The following is an 18,833-nucleotide window of genomic DNA, read 5'->3' as shown; positions in this document are numbered from 1 at the left end:
AATCAAGGGTCTCCAGCTATATAAACAATAGCAAAAGGCGGGGCGCAGAGGCGTTTCAGACCTTCAGCCCCAGCCGCCGCGCCAGCTTGTGCAGGTTGCTGGCGTCCACGTCCAGCGCGCGCGCGGCGCCGGCCCAGTTGCCGCCGGCACGCGCCAGCGCCGCCATGACCACCTGGCGCTGGCAGTCGTCCACCGCATCGCGCAGCGTAGTCGGCCCCGGAGGCGCGGCGGCGCCCTGTGCCCCAGGGGCCTCGGCAGGGGCAGCGGGCGCGGCCGGCGCCAGCAGCGCGTCCAGGTCCAGCAGCGCCGCCTCCAGGGTGACGATGGCGGCCGCGTCCACGCCGCGCGACAGCGCCTTGAGCGCGGCGCGGCTGACGACGTGCTCCAGCTCGCGCACGTTGCCCGGCCAGGGGTAGCGGCGCAGGGCGTTCTGCGCGTCGGGCGACAGGCGCAGGCTGCGCAGGCCCAGGCGCGCGCGGTTCAGCTCCAGGAAGCGCCCGGCCAGCAGCAGCACGTCGTTGCCGCGCTCGCGCAGCGGCGGGATCGGCACCGGGTACACCGACAGGCGGTGGTACAGGTCGGCGCGAAACGCCCCGCTGGCCACCTGCTCGCGCAGGTTGCGGTTGGTGGCGGCGACCACGCGCACATTCACGCTGCGCGGGCGGTCGGCGCCCAGGCGCTGGATCTCGCCGTTTTGCAGCGTGCGCAGCAGCTTGGCCTGCACCGACAGCGGCAGTTCGCCGACCTCGTCCAGGAACAGGGTGCCGCCCTCGGCCGCCTCGAAGCGCCCGGGCCGGTCGCTCACCGCGCCGGAGAACGCCCCGCGCACGTGGCCGAACAGCTCGCTCTCGGCCAGCGACTCGGGCAGCGCCGCGCAGTTGACGTGCACCAGCGCCCGGTTGCGCCGCGGCGAGCGCTGGTGCAGCAGGCGCGCGAACAGCTCCTTGCCGACGCCGGTCTCGCCCAGCAGCAGCACCGGCAGCTCGGACGTGGCGACCACCGACAGCTCGTGCAGCAGCCGCGCCAGCGCCGGGCTTTCGCCGACGATCTCCACCTCCCCGGCGCGGCGCGCCGCCAGGCCGGCGGCGCCGTCGCTGGCGCCCTCGTTGGGCGCGGTGGCCGCCATGCGCAGGGTGCGCAGTTCCTGCTCCAGCCGGGCCACGCGCACCACCGCCTCGACCAGCGGCACGCAGCGCGCCAGCCGCGCGCGCGCCGCCGCGCCGAAGGTGCCGGTGTCCAGCGCGTCCAGCGTCAGCACGCCCCAGGGCCGGCCCTCCACCTGCAGGCCCACGCCCATGCAGTCGTGCACCGGCAACGGCTCGCCCACCAGGGTGTCCAGCAGCCCGTCGTAGGGGTCGGGCAAGGCGCTGTCGTGCTCGAAGCAGGTCACCTCGTGGCGCGCCAGGATGGCCGCCAGGCGCGGGTGCTGGCCGACGGCGAAGCGCCGGCCCAGCGCGTCGCTGACCAGGCCGTTCACCGCCACCGGGCGAAGGCGTTCGTCCTCCAGGCGCAGCAGCGCCACCGCGCCGCAGCGGAACTGGGCGCGCAGCAGGTCCACCAGGCGCTGCAGGCGCACCGCCTGCGGCAGCTCGGCGCCCAGGTCGGCGCACAGCGCCAGCAGGTCACCGCCGTTCGCCAACGGCGTCTCCATCACGGTTGTATTCACCTTTTTGCGGTCCTTTTTACCCGATTGTGCCACGGTGAATTTTACCGTTACCCGCGTAAACCCTTGATTTGCTGCGGTGCACAGGCTGGCCCGGGGCTTGCAAAGGACAGGGCAGCGGTTGCGTGATGTGTCTTCACACAACGCAGCGTTTCAAAAGTGATGACCTGCAAGGAAAGCATCCATGCCCCTGCCCCACTCCTGGTTCCCGCCACCCGCCGTGTGCACGGCCGGCGCAGCGGGTGTCCTTTCTTCTCTTCACAACAACACGATGAGGGAGGCCCTTCATGGGTAAGTACGCCAAGTACTGGTACACGCTGATCGGCGTGTTGATCGTCACCTTCAGCCTGCTGGGCTACTACGGCGTGGAGGTGTATCGCACCGCGCCGCCGATTCCGGGCAAGGTACTGGTGCAGGGCAGCGGCGACGCGCTCTACACCAAGGACGGCATCCTGGACGGCCAGACCGCCTGGCAGTCGGTGGGCGGCATGCAGCTGGGCTCGGTTTTCGGCCACGGCGCCTACCAGGCGCCCGACTGGACGGCCGACTGGCTGCACCGCGAGCTGCTGGCCTGGCTGGAGCTGAGCGCGCAGGAGCTGCACGGCAAGCGCTTCGCCGAGCTGGACGCCGACACCCAGGCCGTGCTCAAGGCGCGCCTGAAGAAGGAGTACCGCACCAACACCTATGACAAGGTGACCGACACCGCGACGCTCAGCCCGGTCCGCGCCAAGGCCATCGCCGAGGTCACGCAGTACTACGACAAGCTGTTCAGCGACAACCCCTCGCTGCACACCTCGCGCGAGCACTTCGCCATGAAGGAAAACACCCTGCCCAGCGCCGAGCGGCGCGCGCAGCTGGCCGGCTTCTTCTTCTGGACCGCCTGGGTCGCCGCCACCGAGCGCCCGCAGGACGTGGGCGGCACCGGCGCCACCTACACCAACAACTGGCCGCACGAGCCGCTGATCGGCAACCAGCCCACGGGCGAAAACGTGATGTGGTCCATCGTCAGCGTGGTCATCATGATGGCCGGCGTGGGCTTCCTGATCTGGGGCTGGGCCTTCCTGCGCAAGGAAGACGAAAAAGAGCCCACCGTGCCCGCGCACGACCCGCTCACCCGCGTGCCGCTGACGCCTTCGCAGCGCTCGCTGGGCAAGTACCTGTTTTTGGTGGTGGCGCTGTTCACCGCGCAGGTCTTCCTGGGCGGCTTCACCGCGCACTACACGGTGGAAGGCCAGACCTTCTACGGCGTGGACGTCTCACGCTGGTTCCCCTATTCGCTGGTGCGCACCTGGCACCTGCAGGCGGCGCTGTTCTGGATCGCCACGGGCTTCCTGGCCGCCGGCCTGTTCCTGGCGCCGCTGATCAACGGCGGCCGTGATCCCAAGTACCAGAAGCTGGGCGTGGACATTTTGTTCTGGGCGCTGGTGGTGGTCTGCGTGGGCTCGTTCATCGGCAATTACCTGGCCATCGCGCAGATCCTGCCGCCCAACCTGAACTTCTGGCTGGGCCACCAGGGCTATGAGTACGTGGACCTGGGCCGCCTGTGGCAGATCGGCAAGTTCGCCGGCATCGCCTTCTGGCTGGTGCTGATGGCGCGCGCCATCTTCCCCGCGCTGCTGGCGCCCAACGGGCAGGACAAGAACCTGCTGGCGCTGCTGACCTCGTCGGTGGTGTGCATCGGCCTGTTCTACGGCTCGGGCCTGTTCTACGGCGAGCGCACGCACCTGTCGGTGATGGAGTACTGGCGCTGGTGGGTGGTGCACCTGTGGGTCGAGGGCTTCTTCGAGGTCTTCGCCACCACCGCCCTGGCGTTCATCTTCTCGACCCTGGGCCTGGTGTCCTACCGCATGGCCACCGCCGCCAGCCTGGCCTCGGCTTCGCTGTTCATGCTGGGCGGCGTGCCCGGCACCTTCCACCACCTGTATTTCTCGGGCACCACCACGCCGGTGATGGCCGTGGGCGCCTCCTTCAGCGCTTTGGAGGTGGTGCCGCTGGTGGTGCTGGGCCACGAGGCCTGGGAGCACTGGCGCCTGCAGCACAAGGCCGGCTGGATGCGCAACCTGAAGTGGCCGCTGATGTGCTTCGTCGCCGTGGCGTTTTGGAACATGCTGGGCGCGGGCGTCTTCGGCTTCATGATCAACCCGCCGATCTCGCTGTACTACATCCAGGGCCTGAACACCACGCCGGTGCACGCCCACGCCGCGCTGTTCGGTGTCTACGGCTTCCTGGCCCTGGGCTTCACGCTGATGGTGCTGCGCTACGTGCGCCCGACCCTGGTGTTCAACGAACGTCTGATGAAGACGGGCTTCTGGTGGCTCAACGCCGGCCTGGTGCTGATGATCGCCACCAGCCTGCTGCCCATCGGCCTGTTCCAGTTCCACGCCAGCGTGACCGAAGGCCTGTGGTACGCCCGCAGCGAGGCCTTCATGCAGCAGCCGTTCTTCGTGACGCTGCGCTGGGTGCGCACCTTCGGTGACCTGGTGTTCATCACCGGCGCGCTGTGCGTGAGCTGGCAGGTGGTCAGCGGCGTGCTGTTCGGCGAACGCGCCGGCGCCGCGCCCACCGCCGGCACCCTGGCGGGCGCCGCCCGCTGATCGGGCACCAGGGGCACGGCCGGCGCCGTGCCCCTGGTGACCCCCGTTTTTTGGACCTTTGTCGCAAGGAGTGTGCAACGCCATGAACATCGACCGCTTCAAGCACGAGCACGAGGACATCCTGGCGCAGATCGACGCCCTGCGCGCCCTGAGCCATGCCGGCCCGGCGCAGCACGCCGCGCAGATCGCCCAGGCCATCGTCGCCATGAGCTCCACCATCCGATTGCACCTGGCGGTGGAGGACCGGCTGCTGTACCCGGCGCTGGCCACCGGGCGCGACGCGCAGCTGGCGCGCCTGGGCGCGCAGTTCCAGCGCGAGATGGGCGAGATCGCCGGCGGCTACATGGCGTTCGCCCGGCGCTGGAACACCGCCGAGCGCGTCGCCGCCGACCCGGAGGGCTTCCGCGCCGAGGCCAACGTGGCGCTGCGCAGCGTGTACGAGCGCATGCGCCGCGAAGACCGCGACTTCTACCCGCGCATCGAGGCCGAGGAGGCCCTGCCGGCCTGAGCGCCGGCCCATCTTGGCCAGGCGGCCGGCATGCACCTGCCGCCGGCATCCCGTGTTTCCATCGGCAGGGCCCACCAGGGCAGCCTTGCTTTCAGCCGGCCAGCGTGCCGGCTGTTTTTTTGGCCGGGCCATCCGGGTTTGCGCCGGATCAAACTACCAGTAGTGTTTGGAAGGTATGGTGAACACCATATGTAGTGTTTCAGGTGTTTCCATGCCGCCATCCCCCGAGCCATGTAAGTCCGCCATCGTCGAGGTCCTTCCGACGGTCGAGGAGTACCTCACCCGCGCCGACTGGCGCGTCAACGCCAACGCCAACCAGGGCTATTCGCTGGGCGGGCTGATCCTGAACATGGCCGGCAAGGTCACGGCCAACTACTGGCTGTCGCACGTCTATGCGCCCGAGATCGGCGATGCGCACCGCAATGGCGACCTGCACATCCACGACCTGGACATGCTCAGCGGCTACTGCGCCGGCTGGTCGCTGCGCACGCTGCTGCACGAGGGCCTGAACGGCGTGCCGGGCAAGGTCGAGGCGAGTCCCCCGAAGCACATGGGCTCGGCCGTGGGGCAGATCGTGAATTTTTTGGGCACGTTGCAAAACGAGTGGGCCGGCGCGCAGGCGTTCTCGTCGTTCGACACCTACATGGCGCCCTTCGTGCGCAAGGACGGGATGGATTACGCCGCCGTGCGCCAGTGCATGCAGGAGCTGGTCTACAACCTGAACGTGCCCTCGCGCTGGGGCACGCAGACGCCCTTCACCAACCTGACCTTCGACTGGACCTGCCCGGAAGACCTGCGCGAGCAGGTACCGGTGGTCGGCGGCGTGGAGATGCCCTTCACCTACGGCCAGCTGCAGGCCGAGATGGACACCATCAACCGCGCCTATATCGACGTGATGACCACGGGCGATGCCCGGGGGCGCGTGTTCACCTTCCCTATCCCGACCTACAACATCACGCCCGACTTCCCCTGGGACAGCGAGAACGCTGCCGCCCTGTTCGAGATGACGGCCAGGTACGGCCTGCCCTACTTCCAGAACTTCATCAACTCCGAGCTGTCGCCGCACATGGTGCGCTCCATGTGCTGCCGGCTGCAGCTGGACTTGCGCGAGCTGCTCAAGCGCGGCAACGGCCTGTTCGGCAGCGCCGAGCAGACCGGCAGCCTGGGCGTGGTCACCATCAACTGCGCGCGGCTGGGGTTCCTGCACGCCGGGGACGAGCCCGGCCTGCTGGCGGCGCTGGACCGGCTGCTGGAGCTGGGCCAGCGCAGCCTGGAGACCAAGCGCGCGCTGATCCAGCAGCTGATGGACCAGGGCCTGTTCCCCTACACCCGGCGCTACCTGGGCACGCTGCGCAACCACTTCTCGACCCTGGGCGTGAACGGCGTGAACGAGATGATCCGCAACTTCACGCACGACGCGCACGACATCACCAGCGACCAGGGGCACGCCCTGGCCCTGCGCCTGCTGCAGCACGTGCGCGCGCGCATCGTGCAGTTCCAGGAGCAGACCGGCCACCTGTACAACCTGGAGGCCACGCCCGCCGAGGGCACCACCTACCGCTTCGCCAAGGAAGACAGGAAGCGCTGGCCGCACATCCTGCAGGCCGGCACGGCCGAGCGCCCCTACTACACCAACAGCTCGCAGCTGCCGGTGGGCTTCACCGACGACCCGTTCGAGGCGCTGGCGCGCCAGCAGCAGCTGCAGGGCCAGTACACCGGCGGCACGGTGCTGCACCTGTACATGGGCGAGCGCCTGGCCAGCAGCGCCGCCTGCCGCGACCTGGTGCGCCGGGCGCTGACGCAGTTCCGCCTGCCCTACATCACCGTCACGCCGACGTTCTCCATCTGCCCCACGCACGGCTACCTGGCCGGCGAGCACGCCTTCTGCCCGCGCTGCGACGAGGAGCGGCTGCAGCGCAAGCGCCAGCAGCAGCACCAGCCCGAGGCGCAGCCGGCCTGAGCGCCGGGATTTCAGCCAAAAGCGTGTCCGGCCATTGCAAAGCAAGGGCCTGCAGCTATCAAAAACAAAGCGCTGGCGGCGCATCGGCTACCGCCTCGCAACCGGTTTTTTCCCCCAACCTTAGGAGCCACCACCATGCGCCACCCCGCCCCTTCCGAATCCGCCGCCCGCCAGCCCCTGGCCGACGCCGTGCAGCTGACCGATGCCGAGCGCCAGCCGTGCGAGGTCTGGACCCGCGTCATGGGCTACCACCGGCCGGTGGCCAGCTTCAACATCGGCAAGCAGGGCGAGCACGCCGAGCGCCGCTTCTTCCAGGCGCCCGGCCGCTGACCGGCATGGCCGCGCTGCGCGTGGGCGGGCTGACGCGCTGGACCAGCATCGACTTTCCCGGCCGGCTGGCGGCGGTGGTCTTCTGCCAGGGCTGCCCCTGGCGCTGCGGCTATTGCCACAACCCCGGGCTGCTCGACGCCGCCCGCCCCGGCGCGCTGGACTGGCCGGCGGTGCTGGACTTCCTGCGCCGCCGCCGTGGCCTGCTGGACGGCGTGGCGTTCTCCGGCGGCGAGCCGCTGGCGCAGTCGGCACTGCCCCAGGCGCTGGCGCAGGTGCGCGCGCTGGGCTTCGCCACCGCGCTGCACACCGGCGGCATGTACCCACAGCGCCTGGCGGCGGCGCTGCCGCTGCTGGACTGGGTGGGACTGGACATCAAGGCCCTGCCGCGGCACTACGACGCCATCACCCGCACCCCGGGCAGCGGCGCGCGCGCCTGGCAGTCGCTGCAGCGGCTGCTGGACGGCGCCACGGCCTTCGAATGCCGGACCACCTGGCACCCGGCCCTGTTCGACGCCGCCGCGCTGCGCGCGCTGGCCACCCGGCTGGCCGACCTGGGCGTGCGCCACTGGGCACTGCAGCGCTGCACGCTGCCAGGCCTGCCACCCTGGCGCGGCGACGCGCAGGCGGTGCTGCAGGGCGTGCAGGAACGCTTCGCGCGGTTCGAGCTGCGCGGGGATTGAACCACCGACTCACTATCATATTGATAGCTGAAGGCCGTTTTTCCATATGGGCTGGAGGCGGTTTTAATGTCAATAACCGCTGCGCCATCCGTTTGGGCGTCAGTCCTGCGGCTCGTCATGCCCGTGCCGCAGCACCCGGCGCACCACGTCGCCGGCGAAGCCGCGCGCCGCCAGGAAGCGCATCTGCCGCGCGCGCTCCTGCGGCGTGTCCGCTGGCGGCGCGCTGCCGAAGCGCTGGCGCCACACGGCCAGCGCGCGCTCGTACTCCGTGTCCTGCAGCTGCGCGGCGGCGGCGCGCACCAGCTCCTCGTCCAGGCCCTTGCCGCGCAGCTCCTGCAGCACGCGCTGGGCGCCCAGACGCGGCGCGCGCCGGTGCAGCACCGACTCGGCCACGCGCTGCGGGTTGATGAAGTCCTTGGCCTGCAGCTCGTCGAGCACGGCCTGCAGGTCCTCGCCCTCCTGCACGTGGCGCGCCAGCTTGGTCTGCAGTTCGCTGCGCGAGTGCTCGCGCTGGGCCAGCAGGCGCAGCGCGCGGCCCTTGAGCGAGAGTTTCTGAAATCCCATGGCGCTTGCATCTCCCGATTGCCGAAACGCCAGCGCCTGCACGAGGGCAGGCGCTGGCGAGAGGGGAACAACCGGGCGGCGCTTTGGTCGCGCCGCCCGGTGCAGGGCGCGAAGGCCCTGCGGCGGCTGTGGCTCAGCCTTACAGCAGCACGTCCTCGGCCTTGTCGGCAGCCTTGCCACGGCCGCGCGGCGTGGGCGCCGGTTTGTCCTCGGCGGCCAGAGCGGCGGCGTCGGACTCATCGGCCACGGGCTGGGCGGCCACGGCCGGCAGCAGGGTGATGCCCAGGCTGGCCCGGACCTTGTTCTCGATCTCGCGCGCCAGCGCCGGGTTCTCGCGCAGGAACTCGCGCGCGTTGTCGCGGCCTTGGCCGATCTTCTCGCCGTTGTAGGCGTACCAAGCGCCGCTCTTCTCGACGATGCGCTCGTTCACGCCCATGTCGATGATCTCGCCCTCGCGCGAGATGCCCTCGCCGAACAGGATGTCGAACTCGGCCGTCTTGAACGGCGGGCTGACCTTGTTCTTCACCACCTTGACGCGCGTCTCATTGCCGATCGGGTTGTCGCCCTTCTTGATGGTGCCGATGCGGCGGATGTCCAGGCGCACCGAGGCGTAGAACTTCAGCGCATTGCCGCCCGTCGTGGTCTCGGGGCTGCCGAACATCACGCCGATCTTCATGCGGATCTGGTTGATGAAGATGACCGTGCAGTTGGTCTTCTTGATGGTGGCGGTGAGCTTGCGCAGCGCCTGGCTCATCAGGCGCGCCTGCAGGCCGGGCAGCTGGTCGCCCATGTCGCCCTCGATCTCGGCCTTCGGGGTCAGCGCCGCGACCGAGTCGATGACGATCAGGTCCACGGCGCCCGAGCGCACCAGGCTATCGACGATCTCCAGCGCCTGCTCGCCGGTGTCGGGCTGGCTGATCAAGAGGTCGGACAGGTTCACGCCGAGCTTTTGCGCGTACTGCACGTCCAGCGCGTGCTCGGCGTCGACGAAGGCGCACTGGCCGGCGAGCTTTTGCATCTGCGCGATGACCTGCAGGGTCAGCGTGGTCTTGCCCGAGCTTTCCGGCCCGTAGATCTCGATCACCCGGCCGCGCGGCAGGCCGCCGACGCCCAGGGCGATGTCCAGCCCGAGCGAGCCGGTAGAGACGGTCTGGATGTCCTCGATGGCCTCGCCCTCGCCCAGGCGCATGATGGTGCCCTTGCCGAACTGCTTTTCGATCTGCGCGAGGGCGGCCTGCAGGGCCTTGGCCTTTTCGCTGTTGGCGGCGGGGGTCTGGGTGGCGGTTGCGTTCATGAAACGGCTCCTGAAAAAGGAAAACTTCAACGGTTTTCTCCAGTCCCGCCACCCGGCATCGGTGCAGTCCAACTGGATACTTGAACAGTAGTGTAGGGACGGGTTCAGGTCATTTCAATGATTTATTGGTCAGTTTGCCTGACAATAAGCCATGCCCGATCCCGACCCCTTCCACAGCCCTCAGGCACACGACGACGACTGGCGCCAGACCCACCTGGGCCGCCTGCTGGGCCATGCCATGCGGCGCTTCGACGCACGCGTGCTGCAGCTGATGGCGCGCAGCGCCGAGGCGCCGCTGGCGCTGTCCAACCTGGCCGCGCGCGAGCAGGTCGGCGCGGCGCACGTGCACCTGACGCGCCACCTGTCGCCGCGCGGCGACCGCATCACCGACCTGGCGGCGCGCGCCGGCATGGCCAAGCAGTCCATGGCCGCGCTGATCGACCAGTGCACCGCCTGGGGCTTGGTCACGCGCGAGGCGGACCCGCACGATGCGCGCGCGCGCATCGTGCGCTACACGCCCCTGGGCCTGTCCTGGCGCGAGGCCTTCCGCCAGGCGGTGGCGCAGGCCGAGGCCGAGTTCCGCGCCGAGGTCGGCGAAGACGTGGCCACCGTGGTCGCGCTCGGCCTGGAGGCCTACGCCGGCGGCGACGGCGCGCCCGCCTAGAATTTGCCCCACCCCCCACGAGCCGCGCACACCGACGCGGCCGCCTGCACAGCGGAGACACGTTCATGCGCATCCTCATCGCCGAAGACGACCAGGTCCTGGCCGATGGCCTGCTGCGCAGCCTGCGCGGCTCGGGCGCGGTGGTGGACCACGTGGCCAGCGGCACCGAGGTCGATGCCGCCTTGATGACCAACACCGAGTTCGACCTGCTGATCCTGGACTTGGGGTTGCCCAAGATGCACGGCCTGGAGGTGCTCAAGCGCCTGCGCGGGCGCGGCTCGGCGCTGCCGGTGCTGATCCTCACCGCCGCCGACGGCATCGAGGAGCGCGTCAAGGGCCTGGACCTGGGCGCCGACGACTACATGGCCAAGCCGTTTTCGCTGCAGGAGCTGGAGGCGCGGGTGCGCGCGCTGACGCGCCGCGGCATGGGCGGCACCAGCAGCGCCATCCGCCATGGCCCGCTGACCTACGACCAGGCCGGGCGCGTGGCGACCATCGACGGCAAGCTGGTCGAGCTGTCGGCGCGCGAGCTGGGGCTGCTGGAGGTGCTGCTGCAGCGCGCCGGCCGGCTGGTGTCCAAGGAGCAGCTGGTCGAGCGCCTGTGCGAGTGGGGCGAGGAAGTCAGCAACAACGCCATCGAGGTCTACATCCACCGGCTCAGGAAGAAGATCGAGCGCGGCCCGATCCGCATCGCCACGGTGCGCGGGCTGGGGTATTGCCTGGAAAAGATCGCGGATTAAGGGGACACCCCCCTGTGTCGCTGCGCTCCTTCCCCCCTCTCTCGCCGCGCGCAGCGCGGCGGGAGGGGGGACGCCACCGGTGCGGCGGGGTGGCCCTTGCACGGTGGCTGGTGGCAGGAGGCGGGCACGATCAACTGGCAGCAGCTTCCTGGGCAGGACGGGTAGGTAAAACGACTGGTCCGGGTGTGCCCATGGCGTACCTGCGCAGCGCTGGAGATGTTGAAAAAAAGATAGCTAAACGCCCTTATTGCATAAGGGCTGGAGGCGGTTTTCATTCAAATTCGCGGCGGCGGTCGTGACCCTCTTCCGGCGCGAGCAGCGCTCCCTGTTCGGCGAGATCCTGGACTGGATGCTCACCCCGCTGCTGCTGCTGTGGCCGGTGAGTCTGGCGCTGACCTGGCTGGTGGCGCAGGGGCTGGCGAACAAGCCGTTCGACCGGGCGCTGGAATACAACGCGCATGCACTGGCGCAGTTCGTCACGGTGCGCGGCGGGCAGGTGGACTTCAGCCTGCCGCAGCCGGCCAGCGAGTTGCTGCGCGCCGACGAGTCCGACTTCGTGTATTTCCAGGTGCTGGCGCCGTCCGGCAAATACCTGGCCGGCGAGCGCGACCTGCCGCCCCCGCCGCCCGAGGAAAAGGCCAGCTCCTCCGAGGTGCGCCTGCGCGACGCCGAGCTGCGCGGCATCGGCATCCGCGTGGCCTACATCTGGGTGCGCGTGCCGCTGCCGGGCGCGCCCGCGGCGCTGGTGCAGGTGGCCGAGACGCGCACCAAGCGCAGCGTGCTGGCCACCGAAATCATCAAGGGCGTGATGCTGCCGCAGTTCGTCATCCTGCCGCTGGCGGTGCTGCTGGTGTGGCTGGCCCTCGCCCGCGGCATCAAGCCGCTGCACCTGCTGGAAGAGCGCATCCGTGCGCGCAAGCCCGAGGACCTGTCGCCGCTGGACGTGCGCGCCGTGCCGCTGGAGGTGGCGCCGCTGGTGGACTCGGTCAACGACCTGCTGCGCCGGCTGCACGAGTCGATGGCGACGCAAAAGCGCTTCCTGGCCGACGCCGCGCACCAGCTGAAAACACCGCTGGCCGGGCTGCGCATGCAGGCCGACCTGGCGCAGCGCGAGGGCACCAGCACCGAGGAGCTGAAGCGCTCGCTGCAGCAGATCGAGCGCTCGTCGATCCGCGCCACGCACACCGTGAACCAGCTGCTGGCGCTGGCGCGCGCCGAGGGTGGCGCCACTGCGCTGCAGCACCAGTCGGTGGACCTGGCGCAGCTGGTCATCGACGTGGTGCAGGACGCCGTGCCGCACGCGCTGCACAAGCACATCGACCTGGGGTACGAAGGCCCGGGGCCGGGCACGCGCGGCGTGGTGGTGGACGGCAACCCGGTGCTGCTGCACGAGCTGGCGCGCAACCTGCTGGACAACGCCATCAACTACACCCCGTCCAGCCAGCAGCGGCCGGGCATGGTCACCGCACGGCTGCTGCCCGACACCTTCGGGCGGGTGCTGCTGCTGCAGATCGAGGATAGCGGCCCGGGCGTGCCGCAATCTGAGCGCGACCTGATCTTCCAGCCGTTCTACCGCGCGCTGGGCACCGATGCCGACGGCTCCGGTCTGGGCCTGCCCATCGTGCGCGAGATCGCCCGTCAGCACGGCGCCGAGGTGCGGGTGGACGACGTGCGCCCCGGCGCAGCAATGCCCGGGGCGCGGTTCAGCCTGCGTTTTCCCGCCAGCGGCCGGCAGGAGCGGCCGCTGGCGGGCGAGGGCCGGGACGAGGCGCTGGCGCCGCGTCCGGATCAATAGACGTAGAGCACGGCAGGCTGCCAGGCGGCCATGTCGACGTTGCCGCCCAGACTGCGCACTTCGGCGACGTACTGCGGGCCGCTGCGCATCTGCTGGTAGTCGGCCAGGCGTTCCTGGTAGGTGTCGGAGGACAGGGTCGGGGCCTCGCCCGCATTCACGGCCTGCAGCCCGGCGTCCTGCCACAGCGCCATGTCGGCCTGCACCTCGGCGCGCGACAGGGCCGAGCCCTGCTGGGTCTGCATCTGCGTCATCTGGCTGCCCCAGGCCTCGCCCGGGCCCAGATCCACGGCGTGGGCGGACATGGCAAGAGAGGCACCGGCGAAGGCGGCGATGGACAGGGCGGTACGGAAAGTCGTTGTCATGAGGTGGTTCCTTTCGAGTTGGTTGAATCGGAAACGACACCTGCATCTGAACCCCGCCACCTGCCGCCGCCTGTGAGACAGCGCCCCACGCTTTTGCCCACCTGCGTGCGGGGCGCCGCGCGGCAACGCAGGAAGCGCACTGACATACGCCGCGGCACGCGCACGGGCGCCAGGGGGAGCGTGGCGGGTCCAGGCGGAAACTACGTTTTTCATAGCTGCCGGCCCTTGATGCACAAGGGCCATTGGCCGATTTGCTTCGGAAGCTCCGGTCAGGACGGGAGATCCTCGGCCGCCAGCGATAGCAGCCAGTCGCGAAAGCGCACCAGCGACGCCAGCTGCGCCCGCGCCTGCGGGTAGCACAGCCAGTAGCCCTGGTCGCTGGTGTAGCCGCCGCCGGGCAGCGGCTCGGTCACCACGCCGGCGCGCAGCTCGTCGTGCACCAAGCAGCGCGGCACCAGCGCCAGCCCCATGCCGACCGAGACGGCGCGGATGATGGTCTCGAACTGGTCGAACTGCGGGCCCACCAGCGGGTCGATGCCGGCCACGCTGTGCGCCTGCGCCCAGTGCTGCCAGGCGCCAGGCACGCTGACGTGGCGCAGCAGGGTATGGCTGGCCACTTCGTCGGCGCTGGCCGGCGGCGCCTGCGCGGCCATGCCGGCGCGCGGGGCGATCAGCGCCACGTCGCGCCCGGTCAGGTAGTGCGCGCGCGCGCCGGGCCAGTGCCCGTCGCCGAACAGGATGGAGCAGTCCAGCTCCGGGCTGCGGAAATCGTAGCCCTGCACGTAGGGCACGAAGTGCAGCGTCAGCTGCGGATGCCGGGCGCGCAGCTGCGGCAGGCGCGGGATCAGCCAGCGCGCGGCCAGCGTGGGCAGCACCGACAGGTGCAGCGCGCCGCCGTCCTCGCCGCTGGCGATCAGCTCCAGCGTCGCCGCCTCCAGCCGCGCCAGCAGCGCCGACACGGCCTGCTCGTAGCGCTCGCCGGCGGGCGTCAGCGTCAGGCGCCGGCGGCTGCGTTCGAACAGCGGCACGCCGACCCAGCGCTCCAGCTCCTGCACCTGCTTGCTGACGGCGCTCTGCGTCAGGTGCAGCGCCTCGGCGGCGCGCGACACGGCGCCGAAGCGCACCACCGTGCAGAAGGCGCGCAGCAGGTGCAGCGGCGGCTGCAGCCGGCGCATGATGGCCAGCGTGGAGGGAGGTGGATTCATGGCGTGGTGCTCAAAGGGCCGGCCCGCTCCGGGCGGCGCACCAAGGCATCGGAGCGCGCCGAATGCGGGTTCACCCTGAGCGATCGGGGTCAAAACATTCCAGCATGGAATGATAAGTGGACCAGCCGTTGCTTGGCAGGGCGGGCGCGGTGGTTTATCTTGCGGCTTCCCTATTACAAATTGCAAGGAGCGAGCCCATGATGCGGCGCAAACTGCTGGCCACCCTGGCCGTCACCTGTGTAGTGTCCGGAATGAGTTTCGCGCAGGACAACACCAAGCCCCTGCGCATCGTCGTGCCCTTCCCGCCGGGCGGCGCCACCGACATCGCCGGCCGCTCGCTGCAGGAGCCGCTGCAGCGCATCCTGGGCCAGCCGGTGATCATCGAGAACAAGGCCGGCGCCGGTGGCTCCATCGGCATGGCCGACGTGGCGCGCGCCAGCGACGGCCTGACCTTCGGCGTGGCCACGCTGTCCACGCACGGCGTGAACCCGGCGGTGCTGAAGAAGCTGCCCTACGACCCCATCCAGGGCTTCGCCGGCGTGACCGAGATCGTCAAGGCGCCGGGCATCCTGGTGGTCAACCCCAAGGTGCTGCCGGTGAACAGCTTCCAGGAACTGGTGCAGTACCTGAAGGCGCACCCCGGCAAGGTCGAGTACGCCACGCCGGGCGCGGGCACCATCGGCCACATGTGGGGCGAGCTGTTCAAGAGCGCCACCGGCACCAGCATGGTGCACATCCCCTACCGCGGCGCCGGCCCGGCCATCAACGACGTGCTGGGCGGGCAGGTGCCGGTGTACTTCGACCAGGTGGCCTCGTCGCTGCCACACGTCAAGGCCGGCAAGCTCAAGGCCCTGGCGGTGTCGTGGGACGCGCGCCTGGACGTGCTGCCCGACGTGCCGACCTATGCCGAGCTGGGCTACAAGCAGGCCAACGACGCCTCCTGGTTCGGCCTGGTGGCGCCCAAGTCCACCCCGGCCGCGCAGGTGCAGCGCGTGCAGCAGGCAGTGGCGCAGGCACTGGCCGAGCCGGCGGTGCGCGACCGCCTGGCGGCGCAGGGGCTGTACGCCTCGGGCACCACGCCGGCCGAGTTCTCGGCGCAGATCGAGCGCGAGATCGCCAAGATGAAGCAGGTCGCGGCCTATGCCAAGATCCAGCTCGACTGACACCCCACGACCGGGAACGCGCCTATGGAAGCGGTACTGAAAGTCATCTCTGCCCGCCACTGCCAGCCCGAGCCGGGCGCGGCCGGTGGCGGCACTGCGCCGGCGTGCATGGTCACGCGCATCCCCGGCCGCACGCCGCTGGTGCTGGACTCGCCGCACAGCGGCACCACCTACCCCGAGGACTTCCGCGCCGCGCTGCAGCTGCCGGTGCTGCGCCGCGCCGAGGACACGCATGTCGAGAAGCTGTACGGCTTCGCGCCGGCGCTGGGCGTGGGCTGGGTCGAGGCGCATTTCCCGCGCATCTACCTGGACGCCAACCGCGACACCACCGAGCTGGACGACACGCTGCTGGACGCGCCCTGGCCGCACGAGATCACCGCCGACCCGGTGGTGCTGCAAAAAGTGCGCCTGGGCAAGGGCCTGGTGTGGAAATACACCGACGACGGCCAGCCCATCTACGACCGCCGGCTGACGGTGGATGAGGTGCGCGCGCGCATCGAGCGCTGCTGGAAGCCCTACCACGCGGCGGTGGCCGCCGAGATTGACGCGGCGCACGCGCGCCACGGCTACAGCATCCACCTGAACTGCCACTCGATGCCGGCGGTGGCGGGCAGCCACGCCACGCTGCACCCGGGCCTGGCGCACGCCGACTTCGTCGTCGGCGACCGCGACGGCAGCACCGCCAGCGCGGCGCTGTCGCAGCGCATCGTCGACTTCCTGCGCGGGCGCGGCTACAGCGTGGACCACAACCACCCCTACAAGGGCGTGGAGCTGGTGCGCCGCTACGGCCGCCCGCAACAGGACCGCCACAGCATCCAGCTGGAGATCAACCGCGGCCTGTACATGGACGAGCAGACGCTGGAGATCAGGCCGCCGGGCTTCGAGCGGCTGCAGCGCGACCTGCGCGAACTGGTGCAGCTGCTGCTGCGGACCGACCCGCGCGGCGTGTGAGGCACCGCGCCGGCGGGCCCGCCCGAGCGGGCCGGCACGGCAGCGCGATTGCTACGTTTTCAATAGCTGCAGGCCCATGATCCATATGGGCCTGCGGCACTTTTCATCCAAAAAAGCGATGACGCGGGGCGCCCTGCCGGCCTGTCAGCCGCAGGGCCGCAGGGTGCGCCCGGACAGCGCCGCGTCGCGCTCCAGCCGCGCGCGCTGCGCCGGCGTGGCGGCGGGCAGGCGCAGGATGTGGCCGGGCGCGTCGGCACGCTCCTGCACCACGCGCGCAGTGCGCACGCCCTGCGTGGCCAGTTGCGCCAGACCGCGCCGGGCGGCTTCCTCGCTGGAAAACCGCCCCAGCGACAGGCCCGGCTCCAGCGCCGCGCTCGGGCGGTCGTAGGCGACTTTCAGCGTGCGTAGCTCGGCGCGCTTGCGCGCCACGATGTCTTCGTCGGGAAAGCGCCCCATGTAGACCATCCAGCGCCCGGCGATGGTGGTGTCTTCCAACTGCCAGCTGCCCGCCGGCCAGTCGGCCAGCGCGGTGCGCAGCGCCTCGGCCTGGCGCGCGTCGAACACCCCGGCCTGCAGGCAGGTGCCGGGCTGCGCCGCAGCGGCACTGTCGCGCTGGGCGGATGCGCCAGGAGCGGCGTCCGGCGCCGGGCTGGAAGCCGGCGGCGCTTGCGGCGGGGCGGCGGGCTCCGGCGCAGGGGCAGGGCTGGGGGCGGGCTCCGGTGCAGTGCCTGTCCCCGTAGGCGGCGGCAGCGGGGTCAGCTGCAGCCGCTCGGGGGCGATCTGCTCGCGCAGGCGCTGCGGCTCGCTCACGCTCTCCGGGCCCAGGTCCAGGGAGCGCAGCAGCCCGGCGCTCCAGGCGTAGTAGCCGGCATTGGCCAGCAGCAGCACGAGGACAACCAGGCGCAGCATGGGATCAAGAGGTGCCGGCGCGCGGGCGCACGCTCAGGTCGGCGCTGGTGATGGCCTGCATGCCGCCCGGGGTGTGCACCAGCAGCGCGCCGTCGTCGCCCACGCCATGCGCACTGCCAGCCTGGCCGTTGCTCAGCGTCACCTCGCGCCCGGCCAGCGCGTCGCGCCGGGCGAAGCGCGGCTGAAACGGCGCGAAGCCGTGCGTGGCGAAACCCAGCAGCGTGTGCACCAGCGGCGCCGCCAGCTGCTGCAGCGCGCGGGGCGCGGTCAGGCGTGTGTCCAGCTCGCGCAGGCAGCCGGGCGGCGTGGTCAGGCCTTCGGCCAGCACCGGCAGCACGTTCAGGCCCACGCCCACCACCACGTAGCGCGCTGCGCCCGGGGCCTGCGCTCCGGCGGTGAAGGTGGCGGTCTCGACCAGGATGCCGCCGAGCTTGCGGTCGCCGTCCAGCCACAGGTCGTTGGGCCATTTCAGGCGGATGCGCGGCGCGGCGCCGGCCGGCGTGGGGTCGAGCGACTCGGCCACCGCCACGCCAACGGCCAGCGACAGTCCGGACCAGTCCTGCGGCGCCAGCATCAGGCCCAGGGAAAAGGTCAGCGCCGGCACCACGCCGGTGCCCTCGTAGGCGGCGCTGCTCTTCCACTGCCGGCCCAGGCGGCCGCGCCCGGCGGTTTGGGTCTCGGCGACCAGCAGCGTGGGGTCAAGGCGGCCGTCGCGCGCGCGGCGCATCAGCTCGCTGCTGGTCGAATCGACGCTGGCCAGCACCTCGACGGAAAAGCCCGGCAGCACCGGCTCGACCTGCTGCCAGATGTCCTCGGCGGGCCAGGTGGGGATGAGGGCCTTCATGCGCCCTCGCGCGGGCCGGGCGGCGACCAGCCGCGTTTGGGCGCCAGCAGCGTGCCGCGGCAGTTGCGCGCGCCGCACCAGCAGGGATACTCGGCCTTGAGCTTCTTGGTGTAGCGCTCCTCGATGATCAGGCCGTAGTCGTAGTTCAGCTCCTCGCCGGCGGCGATGTTGCGCAGCGCGGTGATGAAAATGCGGCCATCCCGCTCATCGGCCCAGCAGTTGGGGTTGCAGCTGTGGTTGATCCAGCGCGCGCTGTTGCCGCCGACATTGGCGTCGATCACCCGGTCCTCGTCGACGTGGAAATAGAAGGTGTGGTTGGGCTGCGCCGGGTCGTGCGGGTGGCGCGCCTGCGCCTCGTCCCAGGTGATGACCTCGCCGGTGTACTCGATGATCACCTCGCCCTCGGCGATGGCCTGCAGCGCGAACACGCCCTTGCCGTGCACGCCCGAGCGCCGGGTCTGGATGCGCCGCCCGGCGGCGCTCGGGGAAAGGGCTTGGGACGGGCGGGGCATGGGGTTTGAAAAAACTCTGTTAGCGTGAATATGCACACAGGTGCGCGTGCGTGCGCGCACGAAGGCGGCCATTGTAGAGAACGGCCGCACCCGGA

18 protein-coding genes are annotated in these 18,833 nt (G+C 70.5%); 10 read left to right on the top strand and 8 right to left on the bottom strand.

Annotated elements, in window-relative coordinates; all coding sequences use genetic code 11:
• Positions 1 to 55 precede the first annotated feature (55 nt).
• Positions 56 to 1,651, bottom strand: a complete 1,596-nt coding sequence (norR, locus tag BLQ61_RS04485) for a nitric oxide reductase transcriptional regulator NorR (protein WP_175488225.1) — start codon at positions 1,649 to 1,651, stop codon at positions 56 to 58.
• 299 nt (positions 1,652 to 1,950) lie between these two features.
• Here norR and BLQ61_RS04480 point away from each other — a divergent pair, with 299 nt between their 5' ends.
• The 5 genes from BLQ61_RS04480 to BLQ61_RS04460 all read left to right on the top strand — a co-directional run bounded on the left by BLQ61_RS04480 (position 1,951) and on the right by BLQ61_RS04460 (position 7,735).
• Positions 1,951 to 4,257, top strand: coding sequence for a nitric-oxide reductase large subunit (locus BLQ61_RS04480; protein ID WP_091567111.1), 2,307 nt, complete (start codon positions 1,951 to 1,953; stop codon positions 4,255 to 4,257).
• Positions 4,258 to 4,339: 82 nt separating this feature from the next.
• Entirely contained in the window at positions 4,340 to 4,765 is a 426-nt protein-coding gene (locus BLQ61_RS04475; protein WP_091567110.1) for a hemerythrin domain-containing protein, read from the top strand.
• 211 nt (positions 4,766 to 4,976) lie between these two features.
• Positions 4,977 to 6,725, top strand: coding sequence for a ribonucleoside triphosphate reductase (locus tag BLQ61_RS04470; RefSeq protein WP_091567109.1), 1,749 nt, complete (start codon positions 4,977 to 4,979; stop codon positions 6,723 to 6,725).
• Positions 6,726 to 6,860: 135 nt separating this feature from the next.
• Positions 6,861 to 7,055: an anaerobic ribonucleoside-triphosphate reductase gene (nrdD, locus tag BLQ61_RS04465; RefSeq protein ID WP_091567108.1), complete on the top strand. Its 195-nt coding sequence runs from the start codon at positions 6,861 to 6,863 to the stop codon at positions 7,053 to 7,055.
• 5 nt (positions 7,056 to 7,060) lie between these two features.
• Positions 7,061 to 7,735 (top strand): anaerobic ribonucleoside-triphosphate reductase activating protein, encoded by a 675-nt coding sequence (locus BLQ61_RS04460; RefSeq protein WP_091567106.1) that lies wholly within the window; start codon positions 7,061 to 7,063, stop codon positions 7,733 to 7,735.
• A gap of 99 nt (positions 7,736 to 7,834) precedes the next feature.
• Here the strand turns inward: BLQ61_RS04460 and recX are convergent, their stop codons facing one another.
• Together recX and recA are read right to left on the bottom strand one after the other, a co-directional pair.
• Complete coding sequence (gene recX, locus BLQ61_RS04455; protein WP_091567104.1) at positions 7,835 to 8,299, bottom strand: recombination regulator RecX; 465 nt, start codon at positions 8,297 to 8,299, stop codon at positions 7,835 to 7,837.
• A gap of 139 nt (positions 8,300 to 8,438) precedes the next feature.
• Complete coding sequence (gene recA / locus BLQ61_RS04450; protein WP_091567102.1) at positions 8,439 to 9,593, bottom strand: recombinase RecA; 1,155 nt, start codon at positions 9,591 to 9,593, stop codon at positions 8,439 to 8,441.
• 151 nt (positions 9,594 to 9,744) lie between these two features.
• On the opposite strand from recA, the gene BLQ61_RS04445 reads away from it, so the two are divergent.
• The 3 genes from BLQ61_RS04445 to BLQ61_RS04435 all read left to right on the top strand — a co-directional run bounded on the left by BLQ61_RS04445 (position 9,745) and on the right by BLQ61_RS04435 (position 12,792).
• A complete protein-coding gene (locus BLQ61_RS04445; protein ID WP_091567100.1) occupies positions 9,745 to 10,257 on the top strand; it encodes a MarR family winged helix-turn-helix transcriptional regulator in 513 nt (170 codons plus the stop codon).
• A gap of 65 nt (positions 10,258 to 10,322) precedes the next feature.
• Positions 10,323 to 10,997, top strand: coding sequence for a response regulator (locus BLQ61_RS04440; RefSeq protein WP_091567098.1), 675 nt, complete (start codon positions 10,323 to 10,325; stop codon positions 10,995 to 10,997).
• A gap of 295 nt (positions 10,998 to 11,292) precedes the next feature.
• Positions 11,293 to 12,792, top strand: coding sequence for a sensor histidine kinase (locus tag BLQ61_RS04435; RefSeq protein WP_091567095.1), 1,500 nt, complete (start codon positions 11,293 to 11,295; stop codon positions 12,790 to 12,792).
• Here BLQ61_RS04435 and BLQ61_RS04430 read toward each other — a convergent pair.
• Together BLQ61_RS04430 and BLQ61_RS04425 are read right to left on the bottom strand one after the other, a co-directional pair.
• Positions 12,786 to 13,154, bottom strand: coding sequence for a DUF4148 domain-containing protein (locus BLQ61_RS04430; protein WP_091567093.1), 369 nt, complete (start codon positions 13,152 to 13,154; stop codon positions 12,786 to 12,788). The genes BLQ61_RS04435 and BLQ61_RS04430 overlap by 7 nt on opposite strands.
• Positions 13,155 to 13,423: 269 nt before the next feature.
• Complete coding sequence (locus tag BLQ61_RS04425) at positions 13,424 to 14,359, bottom strand: LysR substrate-binding domain-containing protein (RefSeq protein ID WP_091567092.1); 936 nt, start codon at positions 14,357 to 14,359, stop codon at positions 13,424 to 13,426.
• A gap of 197 nt (positions 14,360 to 14,556) precedes the next feature.
• Between BLQ61_RS04425 and BLQ61_RS04420 the strand changes: the two genes are divergently transcribed.
• Together BLQ61_RS04420 and BLQ61_RS04415 are read left to right on the top strand one after the other, a co-directional pair.
• Positions 14,557 to 15,522 carry a Bug family tripartite tricarboxylate transporter substrate binding protein gene (locus BLQ61_RS04420; protein ID WP_091567090.1) on the top strand — a complete coding sequence of 322 codons (966 nt, stop codon included), beginning with the start codon at positions 14,557 to 14,559 and terminating at the stop codon, positions 15,520 to 15,522.
• A 24-nt stretch (positions 15,523 to 15,546) separates the two neighbouring features.
• Positions 15,547 to 16,473, top strand: a complete 927-nt coding sequence (locus tag BLQ61_RS04415) for an N-formylglutamate amidohydrolase (protein ID WP_091567088.1) — start codon at positions 15,547 to 15,549, stop codon at positions 16,471 to 16,473.
• A gap of 144 nt (positions 16,474 to 16,617) precedes the next feature.
• Here the strand turns inward: BLQ61_RS04415 and BLQ61_RS04410 are convergent, their stop codons facing one another.
• From BLQ61_RS04410 to BLQ61_RS04400, 3 genes are read right to left on the bottom strand one after another with little or no spacing between them, the layout of a single operon-like run.
• A complete protein-coding gene (locus tag BLQ61_RS04410) occupies positions 16,618 to 17,382 on the bottom strand; it encodes a sporulation protein (RefSeq protein WP_091567086.1) in 765 nt (254 codons plus the stop codon).
• A 4-nt stretch (positions 17,383 to 17,386) separates the two neighbouring features.
• Positions 17,387 to 18,226 carry a biotin--[acetyl-CoA-carboxylase] ligase gene (locus tag BLQ61_RS04405; RefSeq protein WP_091567084.1) on the bottom strand — a complete coding sequence of 280 codons (840 nt, stop codon included), beginning with the start codon at positions 18,224 to 18,226 and terminating at the stop codon, positions 17,387 to 17,389.
• Positions 18,223 to 18,738 carry an SET domain-containing protein gene (locus BLQ61_RS04400; RefSeq protein WP_091567081.1) on the bottom strand — a complete coding sequence of 172 codons (516 nt, stop codon included), beginning with the start codon at positions 18,736 to 18,738 and terminating at the stop codon, positions 18,223 to 18,225. The genes BLQ61_RS04405 and BLQ61_RS04400 overlap by 4 nt, the downstream gene beginning before the upstream one ends.
• Positions 18,739 to 18,833 lie beyond the last annotated feature (95 nt).

This window comes from Oryzisolibacter propanilivorax, from assembly GCF_900103645.1.
Lineage (GTDB): Bacteria > Pseudomonadota > Gammaproteobacteria > Burkholderiales > Burkholderiaceae_C > Melaminivora > Melaminivora propanilivorax.
Note: the sequence above shows the minus strand (reverse complement) of the source record. Positions and strands in the feature narration are given on the sequence as shown.